Source organism: Mycobacterium sp. P4_H6 (assembly GCF_056400845.1).
This window is the reverse complement of the sequence record NZ_JBFUKN010000064.1, coordinates 1-13,842: the sequence shown is the minus strand read 5'-3', so window position 1 is coordinate 13,842 and position 13,842 is coordinate 1. Positions and strand designations below refer to the sequence as shown.

The following is a 13,842-nucleotide window of genomic DNA, read 5'->3' as shown; positions in this document are numbered from 1 at the left end:
CATGGCCGCCCGGGCATTCGGAGGGCACGATGGACGGGTGGTTTCTGTGCAGACGGCGCTGCCCGTCGTCGATCTCCGCGATGAGCCCGCGGCGCTGCGGCAGCGTCTGGGCCAGGTGGCACACGAGGTGGGCTTCTTCTACCTGACCGGCCACGGCATCCCAGAGGAGCTGATCGCCAGGCTGCTCGCCGCCTCCCGGCGCTTCTTCGCCCTGCCACAGGCCGACAAGGACGCCATCGCGATGGTCAACAGCCCGCACTTCCGGGGCTACACCCGGCTCGGCGGCGAGCTGACCGGCGGCGCGGTGGACTGGCGCGAGCAGATCGACATTGGGCCCGAACGCGTCCCGCTGGCCGACCCCGCCGAGACGTATCTGCGCCTGCAGGGGCCCAATCAGTGGCCGGCCGCGCTGCCGGAGCTGCCGGCCGTCATCGCCGAATGGGATGCCGAACTCGCGCGGGTGGGCCGCACCCTGCTGCAGCATTGGGCGGCGGCGCTGGGTAACCCGGCCGAGGTGTTCGACTCGGCGTTCGCCGAGGTGCCCGCGACGCTGATCAAGGTGATCCGCTATCCGGGCGGCGCGGACTCCGAGCAGGGCGTCGGGGCGCATCGCGACGCCGGGGTGCTCACCCTGCTGCTGGCCGAGCCGGGCAGCCGGGGGCTGCAGGTACGGACGGCCGGGTCCGGCGGGCCGGAGCGTAGCGACTCGGGCATCGATGCGGAGTATGTCGATGTCGACCCGCTGCCGGGGGCGCTGATCGTCAACATCGGCGAGATGCTGGAGATCGCCAGCGGCGGATACCTGCGCGCCACCGAGCACCGGGTGCGTATCCAGGACACCGAACGCCTCTCGGTGGCCTATTTCTTCAATCCCCGGCTGGATGCCCAGTTGCCCGTGCTGCAATTGCCTGCCGAACTCGCGGCCCGGGCCCGCGGAGTCAGCGACGACCCGTCCAATGACCGGATCTACGCGGTATACGGCCGCAATGCGTGGAAGAGTCGGGTACGCGCACACCCCGACGTGGCCGCCGCGCACCGTTACGTGTGAAGATGGAAGTGTTATGAGCGACACAGAACTGAGCCCGGCTTCGCTGCGCGAGGCGTTCGGGCATTTCCCGACCGGAGTCATCGCCATCGCCGCCGAGGTGGACGGCGTCCGGGTCGGTCTGGCGGCCAGCACCTTCGTGCCGGTGTCGCTGGACCCGCCGTTGGTGTCGTTCTGCGTGCAGAACTCATCGGAGACCTGGCCCAAGCTCAAGGATCTGCCCTCGCTGGGCATCAGTGTCCTGGGCGAGTCACATGACGCCGCCGCGCGCACCCTGGCCGCCAAGACCGGTGACCGGTTCGCCGGACTGGAGACCCAGTCCCGCGACAGCGGTGCGGTGTTCGTACACGGCACCAGTGTGTGGCTGGAAAGCAAGATCACCCAGGAGGTTCCCGCCGGGGATCACACCATCGTGGTGCTGCAGGTCAGTGAGATCACCGTGCACGACGTGCCGCCGATCGTGTTCCACCGCAGCACGTTCCGCAAACTGGGCAGCTAAGGCCGCGCGCCCAGGTCGTCGCGGTATTTCGCCACCCGCCGCTCCAGTTCGGCGGCATCCTCGGGTCTGCCCTCCTTGCGGGCAAGTTCCGCGCGGGTCGAGAGCTCCCGGATCGCAGTGCGAATATCGTTGACGCTGATCGTTTCTCGCTGTGACATAGCTGTGCCTCTTCGTTGATTATTGGCCGCTGTCACAACCGTACGCCCGATCCTGCGGCCCGCACAGGCATTGACTCTGCGTCAGCGGCGCATGCCCCTCGCACTTGCGCGCCCTGAGCGCAGAGCCAATGCCGTCAGCGCCGGAAAAGCTTGTTCCCGAGCCACACGATCGGGTCGTACTTGCGGTCGGCGACGCGCTCCTTCATCGGGATCAGCGCATTGTCGGTGATCTTGATGTGTTCGGGGCACACCTCGGTGCAGCACTTGGTGATGTTGCAGAGACCCAGCCCGTGCTCCTCCTGGGCCATGTCCTTGCGGTCCACGGTGTCCAGCGGATGCATGTCCAGCTCCGCGATGCGCATGTGGAAACGCGGACCCGCGAAGTTCTCTTTGTTCTCTTCGTGATCACGCACCACATGGCACACGTTCTGGCACAGGAAGCACTCGATGCACTTGCGGAACTCCTGGCTGCGGTTCACGTCCTCCTGCTGCATGCGGTACTCACCCGGCTGCAGATCCTTGGGGGGCGTGAACGACGGGATCTGGCGGGCCTTCTCGTAGTTGAAGGACACGTCGGTCACCAGGTCGCGCATCACCGGGAAGGTTCGCAGCGGCGTGATGGTGACCGTCTCGTTCTCGTCGAACGTGGACATCCGCGTCATGCACAGCAGCCGGGGGCGGCCGTTGATCTCGGCCGAGCAGGACCCGCACTTTCCGGCCTTACAGTTCCAGCGCACCGCGAGATCGCCGGCCTGGGTGGCCTGCAGCCGGTGCACGATGTCGAGCACTACCTCGCCGTCGTTGACCTCGACGGTGTAGTCCTGCAGCTCGCCGCCGGAAGGGTCGCCGCGCCAGACCCGTAGCTTCGCGTCGTAAGCAGCCATGGTCAGCCTTTCCGCTCCGGGTGTTCGGCCAGTTGGTCTTCGGTGTAGTACTTCTCGAGCTCGGAGAGCTCGAAGGTGGCCAGCAGGTCGGGCCGCATCACCGGCTGCTGTTCGGCCTCGACGGTGATGTCGGGAACCACCTGGTGGTCACCTTCCACCGCCCGGCACACCAGCAGCTTGTTGCGCCAGTGCGAGTCCATCTGCGGGAAGTCGTCGCGGGTGTGCCCGCCACGGCTCTCGGTGCGCTGCAGTGCGGCCTTGGCCACGCATTCACTGACCAGCAGCATGTTGCGCATGTCGATGGCCAGGTGCCAGCCCGGGTTGAAGACACGACCGCCCTCGACGACGACGTTGGCGTAGCGCGCCTTCAGCTCGTCGATCTTGTCCAGGGCCTCCTGGAGTTCACCCTCCTTGCGGATGATGCCGGCCAGGTCGTTCATCGACTGCTGCAGTTCGGAGTGCAGCGTGTAGGGGTTCTCCGCGTTGGCCTTCGGGGTGAACGGGTCCAGCGCGAGCTGGGTGGCCGCCGCCAGCGCGTCCTCGGTGACCGTGGGCCGGTTGTCGGCCAAGGATCGGACGTAGTCGGCCGCGCCGAGCCCGGCCCGGCGGCCGAACACCAGCAGGTCGGACAGCGAGTTGCCGCCCAGCCGGTTGGAGCCGTGCATGCCGCCGGAGCACTCACCGGCGGCGAACAGGCCGGGGGTGGCCGCGCCGCCGCTGTCGGGATCGACCTCGATACCGCCCATCACGTAGTGACAGGTGGGCCCGACCTCCATCTCGTCCTTGGTGATGTCGACCTCGGCCAGCTCGATGAACTGGTGGTACATCGAGGGCAGCCGGCGTTTGATCTCCTCGGCGGGCATCCGCGAGGCGATGTCGAGGTAGACGCCGCCGTGCGGGGTGCCGCGGCCGGCTTTCACCTCTTCGTTGATGGCGCGGGCCACCTCGTCGCGTGGGAGCAGGTCCGGGGTGCGCCGCGCGGAGTCGTTGTCCTTGAGCCACTGGTCGGCTTCTTCTTCGGTTTCGGCGTACTGCCCCTTGAAGACATCGGGGATGTAATCGAACATGAAGCGCTTGCCCTCGGAGTTCTTCAGCACTCCGCCGTCACCGCGGACACCCTCAGTGACCAGGATGCCCTTCACCGACAGCGGCCAGACCATGCCGGTCGGGTGGAACTGGATGAACTCCATGTTGATCAGGCCGGAGCCGGCGCGCAGGGCCAGGGCGTGCCCGTCGCCGGTGTACTCCCAGGAGTTCGACGACACCTTGAAGGACTTGCCGATACCGCCGGTGGCCAGCACGATCGCCGGGGCCTCGAACAACACGAACTTGCCGGTCTCGCGGTAGTAGCCGAACGCACCGGCGACCTTCCCGTCGTCGAGGATCAGTTCGGTGATCGAGCATTCGTGGAAGACTTGGATGCGGGCGTCGTAATCGCCGAGCTCCTTGAAATCCTCCTGCTGCAGCGACACGATCTTCTGCTGCAGGGTGCGGATGATCTCCAGGCCGGTGCGGTCACCGACGTGCGCGAGCCGCGGGTAGGTGTGACCACCGAAGTTGCGCTGGCTGATACGGCCGTCCTTGGTGCGATCGAACAGCGCCCCATAGGTTTCCAGTTCCCAGACGCGGTCCGGGGCTTCCTGGGCGTGCAGCTCGGCCATCCGCCAGTTGTTCAGGAACTTGCCGCCGCGCATGGTGTCCCCGAAGTGCACCTGCCAGCTGTCCTTGGTGTTCACGTTGCGCATCGCCGCCGCGCAGCCGCCCTCGGCCATCACGGTGTGCGCCTTGCCGAACAGCGATTTGGTCACCACCGCCACCCGCAGGCCGCGCTCGCGGGCCTCGATCACCGCACGCAACCCCGCCCCGCCGGCGCCGATCACGACGACGTCGTAGGTGTGCCGCTCCAGCTCTGTCATTCAGTAATCCTCGCTAGTTCGTGTATTGAGTTGTCAGCCAATGAATCTCAGGTCACTGATGGTTCCACTGGCGACCAGCATGATGTAGAAGTCGGTGAACATCAGCGTGCCCAGGGTGATCCAGGCGTACAGCTTGTGCCGGGTGTTCAGCCTGCTGATCTGTCCCCACATCCAGTACCGCACCGGGTGCTTGGAGAAGTGCTTGAGACGTCCCCCGACGACGTGCCGGCAGGAGTGGCAGGACAGCGTGTAGACCCACAGCATCACCACGTTGACGACGAGCACGATGTTGCCCAACCCGAAACCGAATCCGGTCGGCGAGCGGAACGCCAGGACGGCGTCGTAGGTGTTGATCACCGAGATGATGGCCGCGATGTAGAAGAAGTACCGATGGGTGTTCTGGATGATCAGCGGCAGGCGGGTTTCGCCGGTGTACTTGGCGTGCGGCTCGGCCACCGCGCAGGCGGTCGGCGACTGCCAGACCGACCGGTAGTAGGCGCCGCGGTAGTAGTAGCAGGTGAGCCGGAACAGCAGCAGGAACGGCAGGGAGAACGCCGCGTAGGGCAGCCACCACACGTCCGGCAGGATCTGGCCGAAGTGGCTGGCTTCCGGGACACAACCGGACTGGGTCGCCTCGTTCCACTTCACGACGCACGGTGAATAAAAAGGCGTCAGGTAGTGGTAGTCGGCGACCCAGTAGTTGTTCTGCAGGAACGCCCGCACCGTCGCGTAGATCACGAACGCGGCGAAGCCGAGATCGGTGATCAGGGGCGACTTCCACCACGCGTCGGTACGCAGTGTGCGCTGCTTGATTCGCGCTCTGGTGGGTGAGAAGACGCCGGTCCCTTGAGGATTCGAGGTCGGTGCGCTCACTTGGTTCCCTCTTCTTCTGTTGTCGGTGACGACGCGGCCGCGGCTGTTTCTTCCTCGCGCGACCGCTCGTCAGGCGGTCTAGCGGCTGCCGCCGAGACCCTCGTCATCGACTCCCTGCCAGAAATCTCTGGTGTAGTCGGTGTCGGGGATGGAGACCTTCTCGGCGGGGCGGGAGTGCGCGGGGGCTCCACGCGTCTCCAGTTCCGCGGCATCGATGTCCAGCCGGTCGATATCGTTGAGCATGCGTTCGGCGTCGTTGACGATGCGGCGCATCGCCGGGGTGTCGCCGTAGCGGGCCCGCAGCGATGTGACGCAGCGGCGAAGGTTGCCGATCAGTTCGTGCAGTTCGGCAAGTTCGGTCGTGGTGGACAAGGGTGACCTCCTTGGGCTGAAGGGTGTCAGGGATCACATTACGCATTTGATGTTAGCCACAACACGGACTTGAGAGTGAGACAGATCACGTCTATGCCCAGGAAAGGGATTTCGATGTCCAACGAAGATCTTCAGCAGAAAGCCTCCGCGCTGCTCGCGCTGCACCGCCCCGGCGACCCCGCGATCCTGCCGACAGTGTGGGACGCATGGTCGGCGAAAACCGTGGTGGCGGCCGGTTTCACCGCGCTCACGGTCGGCAGCCACCCGGTGGCCGACTCGGTGGGCAAGCCCGACGGCGAGGGCATGAGCTACGACGATCTGCTGACCCGGGTCGCGCAGATCACCGCTGCCGTCGATGTGCCGATCTCGGTGGACATCGAGTCGGGTTACGGCGAGTCGGGCGCCCGGTTGATCGACGGTCTGCTCGCCGCCGGCGCGGTCGGACTCAACATCGAGGACACCGTGCACTCCGAGGGTGGCCGCATCCGCTCCGACGAGGATCACGCCGCACTCGTCGGTGATCTTCGCAAGGCCGCCGACGCCGCCGGTGTGCATGTGGTCATCAACGCCCGCACCGACCTCTTCCTGCGCGAGGTCGGCGACGAGTCCGACCGTTTCGAGCGCGCGGTGCGCAAGCTGAAGCTGGCCGCCGACGCGGGCGCGGACAGCCTCTACCCGGTGGGCCGCCACGATGACGACACCTACCGCAGGCTCGTCGAGGAGCTGCCGCTGCCGATCAACGCGATCGCGCTGCCGGGCCAGGACGACCCGGCGCGTTTCGGCCCGCTCGGGGTGGGCCGGATCAGCTTCGGGCCGTTCCTGCAGTTCACCCTGACCGAACGGATCAACGAACTGGTGGCGCCCTGGAAGTAGCGGCGCATGGGGGTCGTTCGTAACGTCACGGCGGAATTTCCGGTCTTGGGCCGCCATGGCGTTACGAACGTAAGGCCCACGCGCGGCGGATCTTTCGCAACGTGACGGCGGGTGTATCGCGCGCCGTCACCCTGATCACGATCCAGCCCATCTCCATCATCTCGTCCATCCGCGCGATGTCCTTGCGCAGCTGGTCGGGATCGGTGTGGTGCCGGCCCTCGTACTCGACCGCGATCTTGAGTTCCGGCCAGGCCATGTCGGCCTCGCCGATCAGTACCCCGTATTCGTTGAAGATCGGATGCTGCGTATCGGGCGGCGGGAATCCTTCTCTCACGATCAGCAGTCGCAGCCGGGTTTCCTGCGGGGATTCCGACCCCGGGTCCACCAAGGCGATGGTCTTGCGGGCTTGCACGATGCCCTTCCAGCCCTCGAAGCGATCGGCGGCCAACGCGATGTCGGTCGTCTTCAGTCGCGCTGCCCGGGCGAGTGCATCGATGATCACGATCGCGTCGTCTTCGTTGATTCGACGGGCCAGGTCGATCGCCGTTCGGGCCGGATCGGTGAGTCGCATGTCGCCGACCGCGCAGATGTCGTCCTGATCGATGGCATCGGCCCAGGCCGTGATCCCTCGGGTCGGACGTCGATTGGTGTCGATGATGTGCGCGGGTAGGCCTGGATCGATGTAGCGGGCACCGTGCAGCGCGGCGGCCGAGTAACCGGCCAGCACCCCATGGCGGCGGGACCGCAGCCAGGCGGCTTTCGCGCGCATTACGGCGGTCGGACGGGTGCCTCGTTGCACGTAGACGTCCTGGTGCACGGCGACGAAACGGGTCCGCAATTCGTGCCGCGTCAGGCGGCCATCGGCCAATGCCTCGCTACCGATGAACGGATCCCGCATGCCGGCAGTGTCCGCCGGCACACCGACAGACCTGACGGTTGGTCCGGGAGCGACGCACTCACACTCGCCCGATGCCCGATGTGAGAACACCGTGACGGCCGATTCACACGAGGCGACATTGCGGCAATATCGACTCCCTACCGTCGCGGTATGCAATCAGCCAAGCATGTGGTCGTGGTCGGACACGGCATGGTCGGACACCGCTTCGTCGAGGCGCTGCGGGCCCGCGACACCGACCGCGCCTGGCGGGTCACCGTGCTCTCCGAGGAAACCGACGCGGCCTATGACCGTGTCGGCCTGACCGGATACACCGAGCACTGGGACCGTTCTCAGCTGGCCCTGCCCGGCAACGACTATGCAGGCGACAACGGTGTCGTCCTGCATCTGGGCTTGGCGGCCCGGGGCATCGACCGGGCCGCCAAGACCGTCACGTTGGCCGACGGCCGGTCCCTGGATTACGACGCCCTGGTGCTGGCCACCGGCTCCTACGCGTTCGTGCCGCCGGTACCCGGGCGCGATCTGCCGCAGTGCCACGTCTACCGCACCCTGGATGACCTGGACGCCATCCGGGACGGCGCGCTGGCCGCGGCCAAGACGAAGACGCCGGTCGGCGTGGTCATCGGTGGTGGGCTGCTCGGTCTGGAAGCCGCGAACGCGTTGCGTGGTTTCGGATTGGACACCCACGTGCTGGAGATGTCGCCGCATCTGATGGCCGCCCAGCTCGACGAGGCCGGTGGCGCCGTGCTGACCCGGATGATCCGGGGCCTGGGCATCGAGGTGCACACCGGCGTGAGCACCGAGAGCATCCAGCCCGCCCAGAAGAACCAGCCGCTGCGCAAATCCCAGTCCAATGACGCGGTGCGGGTGACGCTCAACGACGGCAGCACCATCGAGGCCGGTGTCGTCATCTTCGCCGCCGGTGTGCGCCCACGCGACGAGCTGGCCCGCGAGGTCGGCCTGGAGCTGGCCCAGCGCGGCGGCGTGATGACCGATCTGTCCTGTGTCACCAGCGATCCCAACATCTACGCGGTCGGTGAGGTGGCCGCCATCGAGGGCCGCTGCTACGGGCTGGTGGGCCCGGGTTACACCAGCGCCGAAGTGGTCGCCGACCGGCTGCTCGGCGGTGCGGCCGAGTTCCCCGAGGCCGACATGTCCACCAAACTCAAACTACTCGGTGTGGACGTGGCCAGTTTCGGTGACGCCAAAGGGCATACGCCCAACAGCCTGGACGTCGTCGTCAACGATCCGGTCAAGCAGACCTACGCCAAACTGGTGCTCTCCGACGACGCCAAGACGCTGCTGGGCGGCATCCTGGTCGGTGACGCGTCGGCCTACGGTGTGCTGCGGCCGATGGTGGCCAGCGAGCTGCCCGGCGATCCGCTCTCACTCATCGCACCGGCCGGCAACGGCGAGGGAGCCAGCGCGCTGGGCGTCGGCGCCCTGCCCGATATCGCGCAGATCTGTTCGTGCAACAACGTCACCAAAGGTGATCTGAAGGAAGCCATCTGCGGTGGCTGCACCGATGTGCCGGGTCTGAAGAAGTGCACGTTGGCCGGCACCTCCTGCGGATCGTGCGTCCCGCTGCTCAAGCAGCTGCTGGAGGCCGAGGGCGTCGAGCAGTCCAAGTCGCTATGTGAGCATTTCAGCCAGTCGCGCGCCGAGATGTTCGAGATCATCAGCRCCACCGAGATCCGTACCTTCTCCGGTCTGATCGAGAAGTTCGGCACCGGAAAGGGTTGCGATATCTGCAAACCCACCGTCGCGTCGATCCTGGCCTCGACGAGTTCGGACCATGTGCTCGGTGGCGAGCAGGCCTCGCTGCAGGACTCCAACGACCACTTCCTGGCCAACATCCAGAAGAACGGCAGCTACTCGGTGGTGCCGCGGGTACCCGGCGGTGACATCACCCCCGAGCAGCTGATCCTGATCGGGGAGATCGCGCGGGATTTCGACCTGTACACCAAGATCACCGGCGGCCAGCGCATCGACATGTTCGGCGCCCGCGTCGACCAGCTGCCCGAGATCTGGCGCAGGCTGGTCGAAGGCGGCATGGAATCCGGTCAGGCCTACGGTAAGTCGCTGCGCACCGTCAAGAGTTGCGTGGGCAGCGACTGGTGCCGCTACGGTCAGCAGGATTCGGTGCAGATGGCGATCAACCTGGAGCTGCGCTACCGGGGTCTGCGTGCGCCACACAAGATCAAGATGGGTGTCTCGGGCTGCGCACGCGAATGCGCGGAGGCCCGCGGCAAGGACGTCGGTGTCATCGCCACCGAAACCGGGTGGAATCTCTACGTTTCCGGCAACGGCGGGATGACCCCCAAGCACGCCCAGCTGCTCGCCGGCGATCTCGATGACGAGACGCTGATCCGCTATATCGATCGTTACCTGATGTTCTACATCCGCACCGCGGACCGCCTGCAGCGCACCGCGCCATGGCTGGACGCCCTCGACGGCGGTCTGGACCATCTACGCGACGTGGTCTGCAACGATTCACTGGGTCTTGCTGAGGAATTCGAGGCCGCGGTGGCCCGTCATGTCGACGGCTACGCCTGCGAATGGAAGGGCGTGCTGGAGGACCCGGAGAAGCTGTCGCGTTTCGTCTCGTTCGTCAACGCCCCCGACATCGTGGACCCGACCATCGAGTTCACCGAGTCGTTCGGCCGCAAGGTGCCGATCGGGATGCCGAAGATGCCAGCACAGGAGGCCTCATGACCTTGCTCGACGATCGCAAAGAGTTGGACGCCCAGGGGAATTCGGAGTGGACCTCGGCGTGTGCGTATGACCGGCTGCTGCCGTGCCGCGGTGTCGCGGTGCTGTTACCCGGCGGTGTGCAGGTTGCGCTGTTCCGTCTCGATGACGGTGCACTGCACGCGGTGAGCAATATCGACCCGTTCTCCGGTGCTGCCGTGATGTCCCGGGGCATCGTCGGGGACCGCGCCGGCCGCGCCTGCGTGCAGTCGCCGATCAAGAAGCAGGCATTTGCGCTCGATGACGGTGTCTGCCTGGATGATCCGGAGATCTCGGTACAGGTTTACCGCACCCGCGTCACGCCGGACGGTTACGTGCAGATCGCTGCGTAGCCTCCGTCGGGCCCCAGCACGCGTCGCGGCCGGCACCCGGGCGCCGCTCCACCTGGTCGCGGCGCTGCAGCACGGTGAGATTGCGGTAGACGGTCTCGATCACCACTCGTGAAGCGTAGTGCGCGTGCAGGTGGTCACGCAGTTCCGCGGTCGTCATCGGGCGGTCGGCATCCTGCAATATCGTGAGCAGCTGCGCACGCAACTGCTCACCTCCCCCCTGCGAAACCATTTGTGCGATATTAGCCGAGGAACATGGCGTCCCCGAATCGCCAGCTCAGCTCAGGCGGCCAGGGGCAGGTGCGCGGCATGCGCGCGCCGGAACCGGCTCGCGATCAGCCGGATCATGCCCGGGTGGATGCCCAGCGGCTCGCTGACGATGTCGGCACCGGATGCGCGCAGCCGGTCCTGGAACAGTCCGTCGGCCAGCAGGTAGGACGCCACGCATATTTTCCCCCGGCCGCTGCGGGCGCGCGCGGCAGCGACCGCGTCGGCGACCGTCGGGGCACCGGTGGCGGCGTAGCCGAGTTCGACCCGGTCGCCGATGAGCGCGGAGAGCATCGCCGCGGTCTGCCGCAGATCGGACTGTGCGCTGCGATCCGAGGTCCCGGCCGCGGCCAGGATGACGGAATCACCAGGGCGCCATCCGGATTCGAAAAGCCGGTCGGCGAGAACCCGAACGGTCCCCGCGCACGGGCCCAGCGGCCTGGTCACCAGGACCTGCGAATGGGTACTGGCCTCCACATGGGCGGGGACGTCGACGCGGACGTGATAGCCCCCGGCCAGGAACGCGGGTACCAGGACCGCGGGCCGGTGCTGGGGAAGACGGTCGAGCACCTCGGTCGGGTTCGGGCCGAGCACGTCGACGAACGCGACATGCACCTCACGGTCGAGCACATCGCCGACGCGCCGCGCGAGATCCTCGACCATGGCGACGCCGCCCGGTTTGCGGGTGCCGTGCGCCACCAGCACGGCGGCGGTGTCCCGGTTCATGCCACACCTGCCGGGAACTCGTCGACGGCCAGCCGGTACCCGCGTTTGACAACGGTCGACACGATGTTCTTGTCGCCCAACGCTGTTCGCAGGCGCAGCACGGCGGTCTCGACGGCGTGGGTGTCGGTGCCGCTGCCCGGCAGTGCGCTCAGCAGATCGGAGCGCGACACCACCGCGCCCGGACGGTGGGCCAGCGCCCGGATGGTTGCCATCCCGGCCGGCGGCAGCTCCTTGACCACCTCGTCGACCAACACGCAGGTGCCGCGGATCTCCAGCAGGTGCCCGGCGACCTGCATCCGGCGGGACTGCAGCAGCGGCAGCTCATCGGTGATGTGGCGGGCCAGCGCGCCCAGGCGCATCCGGTCCGGCGCCGAGGTCGGCACGCCGAGGCGCACCAGCGGGCGGGCGGTGATCGGTCCGACGCACATCGCGTGCACGTTCGTGCGGAGCGCCTCCAGGACGGCGGGTTCCACATCGAGGTCGCGGGCGCGCAGCAGCAGCGCCGCCACGGCAGGCGCGGAGGTGAAGCTGACCGCGTCGAACCGCTGTTCGGCGATACCGAGGACCAGCTGGTCGAACGGGCCGTTGCGGGGCGCCGGATTCCACCGGTACACCCGGATCGGCACCACATCGGCGCCGGCGGCGCGCAGCTCGTCGAGGAACTCCGGGAACGGGTCCCAGTCGTCATTGGTGCCGTGCAACTGGACGGCGACCCGCATCCCCACGATGCCGCCCTCCAACAGGTAGTGCAGCAGCTCGCGGGAGGACTCCGACTCCGGGGACCACTCCTCGGGCAGTCCGGCCGCGCGCAGCGCGCCGGTCGCTTTGGGTCCGCGGGAGACGATGCGGGCGTTGCCCAGCGCCGCGGTCAGTTCGTGGGCCAGCCCCCAGCCGTCGGCGGCGGCGATCCAGCCGCGTAGCCCGATGCCGGTGGTGGCGATGACGATGTCGGGGGGTTCGGCGATCAGGGCCGCGGTGTTGGTCCGCAGTTCGTCGTCGTCGGGCAGCGGGACCATGGTGATGGCGGCGGCGCTGGTCACCGCGGCGCCGCGTCGGGTGAGCAGCGCGCTCAGCTCCTCGGACCGCCGAGCCGAGGTCACTGCGACGCGGAACCCGGTGAGCGGCGCCCAATCAGGTTCGGTCATTTGCCCTGTCTATTCAGTGCATGTTTCTCCGGTGTTACCTGGTGATTGCGTGGCGGTGTCGCACTGGGCCGGTGCGCGTTGTGCATGAGGTCAGAGGCTAGAAGGGCAATGTTGCACAGTCGCTGCTCGCGATAACCCGGCAGTGAACTTCCGCTCACCACCAACGGCGCCGGGCTGTGAGGTGCCGGCCTACCAGACGTCACCGTCGCGCCAGTCGCAGGCGAGGTCCTCGGAGGTGTCCAGGTCGACGTTGACCGGCAGCACGTACACGCCGCCGTCATCGTCGGGGGTGCGGGTGATGCCCGTCGGCGCCAGCACAGAGGTCGGTCCGTTCCACTGCTGCCAGCCCCGCGGCAGATACAGCGCCAGCCCGGCCTCCGACGCGCCCAGGGCGCCCAGTTGGTAGGCGCCGCGCAGCACCTGCTCGAGCGCATCCATGACGGCGGTGGCCAGCCCCTGCCCACGCCAGTCCTCACGCACCGCGACGGCCTCGATGTATCCGCAGCGCAGTGCCGTGCCGCGGTAGAGCAACCGGCGCTGCACGACCGACCCGTGCGCGATGATGGCGCCGCGGTGCCCGATGAGTGCATGCATGCCGCCCAGCGCGTGCTCCCAGTCCGCATCGTCGAAGTCACCAACGAACGCGTCGACGACCATCCGGTGGGCGTCGGCGTGCGTCTCGGCGTCCAGATCGGCGGTGTGGATCAGGCGGGCGGTGTGGACCTCCCGCACCGCACCCTGCCCCTGCGTGTGACTGCGCACAAGTGCGTTTCTACCACCAATCAGTGGTCGCGGCGGGGCCGCGACCAGTGCAGCCGCACCGTCTGGCCGGGCCGGGTCTGACCCAACTTGTCGATGTCCTCGTCGGTCACCACTCCGATCACCGGATAGCCGCCGGTCACCGGGTGATCCGGTCCCAGAATCACCGGAAAACCGTTGGGCGGGACCTGTATCGCTCCGCGGGTGGCGCCCTCGCTGGGCAGCTGCCGATCGGGCCAGCGGTATTCCAGCGGCATGCCGACCAGCCGCATCCCGACCCGGTCGCTGCGAGTGGTCACCTGCCAGTTGGTGCGGATCAGGATGTCCGGGTCGACGAACCAGTCGTCGCG

The 13,842-nt window shown here is 67.3% G+C and carries 15 protein-coding genes and 1 pseudogene; 5 read left to right on the top strand and 11 right to left on the bottom strand.

The window, feature by feature from the left end:
- Nucleotide 1 precedes the first annotated feature (1 nt).
- Together AC1DTF_RS22820 and AC1DTF_RS22815 are read left to right on the top strand one after the other, a co-directional pair.
- On the top strand, nt 2–1,048 hold the full coding sequence (locus AC1DTF_RS22820) for an isopenicillin N synthase family dioxygenase (RefSeq protein ID WP_477475727.1): 1,047 nt from the start codon (nt 2–4) through the stop codon (nt 1,046–1,048).
- 13 nt (nt 1,049–1,061) lie between these two features.
- The gene (locus AC1DTF_RS22815) at nt 1,062–1,544 is read left to right on the top strand and encodes a flavin reductase family protein (RefSeq protein ID WP_057169880.1); all 483 of its coding nucleotides are present in this window, start codon (nt 1,062–1,064) and stop codon (nt 1,542–1,544) included.
- Here AC1DTF_RS22815 and AC1DTF_RS22810 read toward each other — a convergent pair.
- The 5 genes from AC1DTF_RS22810 to AC1DTF_RS22790 form a co-directional block, all read right to left on the bottom strand.
- Nucleotides 1,541–1,702 carry a hypothetical protein gene (locus AC1DTF_RS22810; protein ID WP_200962258.1) on the bottom strand — a complete coding sequence of 54 codons (162 nt, stop codon included), beginning with the start codon at nt 1,700–1,702 and terminating at the stop codon, nt 1,541–1,543. The two genes, AC1DTF_RS22815 and AC1DTF_RS22810, sit on opposite strands and share 4 nt — an antisense overlap.
- 134 nt (nt 1,703–1,836) lie before the next feature.
- On the bottom strand, nt 1,837–2,586 hold the full coding sequence (locus AC1DTF_RS22805; protein ID WP_057169879.1) for a succinate dehydrogenase/fumarate reductase iron-sulfur subunit: 750 nt from the start codon (nt 2,584–2,586) through the stop codon (nt 1,837–1,839).
- A gap of 2 nt (nt 2,587–2,588) precedes the next feature.
- Nucleotides 2,589–4,502: a fumarate reductase/succinate dehydrogenase flavoprotein subunit gene (locus AC1DTF_RS22800; protein ID WP_477475726.1), complete on the bottom strand. Its 1,914-nt coding sequence runs from the start codon at nt 4,500–4,502 to the stop codon at nt 2,589–2,591.
- A 33-nt stretch (nt 4,503–4,535) separates the two neighbouring features.
- Complete coding sequence (locus tag AC1DTF_RS22795; RefSeq protein WP_057169877.1) at nt 4,536–5,375, bottom strand: hypothetical protein; 840 nt, start codon at nt 5,373–5,375, stop codon at nt 4,536–4,538.
- Between the two features lie 78 nt (nt 5,376–5,453).
- Nucleotides 5,454–5,747 (bottom strand): hypothetical protein, encoded by a 294-nt coding sequence (locus AC1DTF_RS22790; protein WP_057169876.1) that lies wholly within the window; start codon nt 5,745–5,747, stop codon nt 5,454–5,456.
- A 114-nt stretch (nt 5,748–5,861) separates the two neighbouring features.
- On the opposite strand from AC1DTF_RS22790, the gene AC1DTF_RS22785 reads away from it, so the two are divergent.
- On the top strand, nt 5,862–6,620 hold the full coding sequence (locus AC1DTF_RS22785) for an isocitrate lyase/PEP mutase family protein (RefSeq protein ID WP_057169875.1): 759 nt from the start codon (nt 5,862–5,864) through the stop codon (nt 6,618–6,620).
- Between the two features lie 61 nt (nt 6,621–6,681).
- Here AC1DTF_RS22785 and AC1DTF_RS22780 read toward each other — a convergent pair whose 3' ends face one another.
- Nucleotides 6,682–7,518 carry a hypothetical protein gene (locus AC1DTF_RS22780; RefSeq protein ID WP_477475725.1) on the bottom strand — a complete coding sequence of 279 codons (837 nt, stop codon included), beginning with the start codon at nt 7,516–7,518 and terminating at the stop codon, nt 6,682–6,684.
- Nucleotides 7,519–7,668: 150 nt separating this feature from the next.
- Between AC1DTF_RS22780 and nirB the strand changes: the two genes are divergently transcribed.
- Nucleotides 7,669–10,230, top strand: coding sequence for a nitrite reductase large subunit NirB (nirB, locus tag AC1DTF_RS22775; RefSeq protein WP_477475724.1), 2,562 nt, complete (start codon nt 7,669–7,671; stop codon nt 10,228–10,230).
- Complete coding sequence (gene nirD / locus AC1DTF_RS22770; protein ID WP_477475723.1) at nt 10,227–10,598, top strand: nitrite reductase small subunit NirD; 372 nt, start codon at nt 10,227–10,229, stop codon at nt 10,596–10,598. Before nirB ends, nirD begins: the two co-directional genes overlap by 4 nt.
- Here the strand turns inward: nirD and AC1DTF_RS22765 are convergent.
- From AC1DTF_RS22765 to AC1DTF_RS22745, 5 genes and pseudogenes are all read right to left on the bottom strand, one after another.
- The gene (locus AC1DTF_RS22765; protein ID WP_477475722.1) at nt 10,564–10,827 is read right to left on the bottom strand and encodes a Fur family transcriptional regulator; all 264 of its coding nucleotides are present in this window, start codon (nt 10,825–10,827) and stop codon (nt 10,564–10,566) included. The two genes, nirD and AC1DTF_RS22765, sit on opposite strands and share 35 nt — an antisense overlap.
- 50 nt (nt 10,828–10,877) lie before the next feature.
- Nucleotides 10,878–11,588 (bottom strand): sirohydrochlorin chelatase, encoded by a 711-nt coding sequence (locus AC1DTF_RS22760; RefSeq protein ID WP_477475721.1) that lies wholly within the window; start codon nt 11,586–11,588, stop codon nt 10,878–10,880.
- Nucleotides 11,585–12,733: a uroporphyrinogen-III synthase gene (locus AC1DTF_RS22755; RefSeq protein ID WP_477475720.1), complete on the bottom strand. Its 1,149-nt coding sequence runs from the start codon at nt 12,731–12,733 to the stop codon at nt 11,585–11,587. The genes AC1DTF_RS22760 and AC1DTF_RS22755 overlap by 4 nt, the downstream gene beginning before the upstream one ends.
- 189 nt (nt 12,734–12,922) lie before the next feature.
- Nucleotides 12,923–13,465: a GNAT family N-acetyltransferase gene (locus AC1DTF_RS22750; RefSeq protein ID WP_477475735.1), complete on the bottom strand. Its 543-nt coding sequence runs from the start codon at nt 13,463–13,465 to the stop codon at nt 12,923–12,925.
- Between the two features lie 50 nt (nt 13,466–13,515).
- Nucleotides 13,516–13,842 (bottom strand): annotated as a pseudogene (locus tag AC1DTF_RS22745) (allophanate hydrolase subunit 2 family protein); the annotation flags it as partial.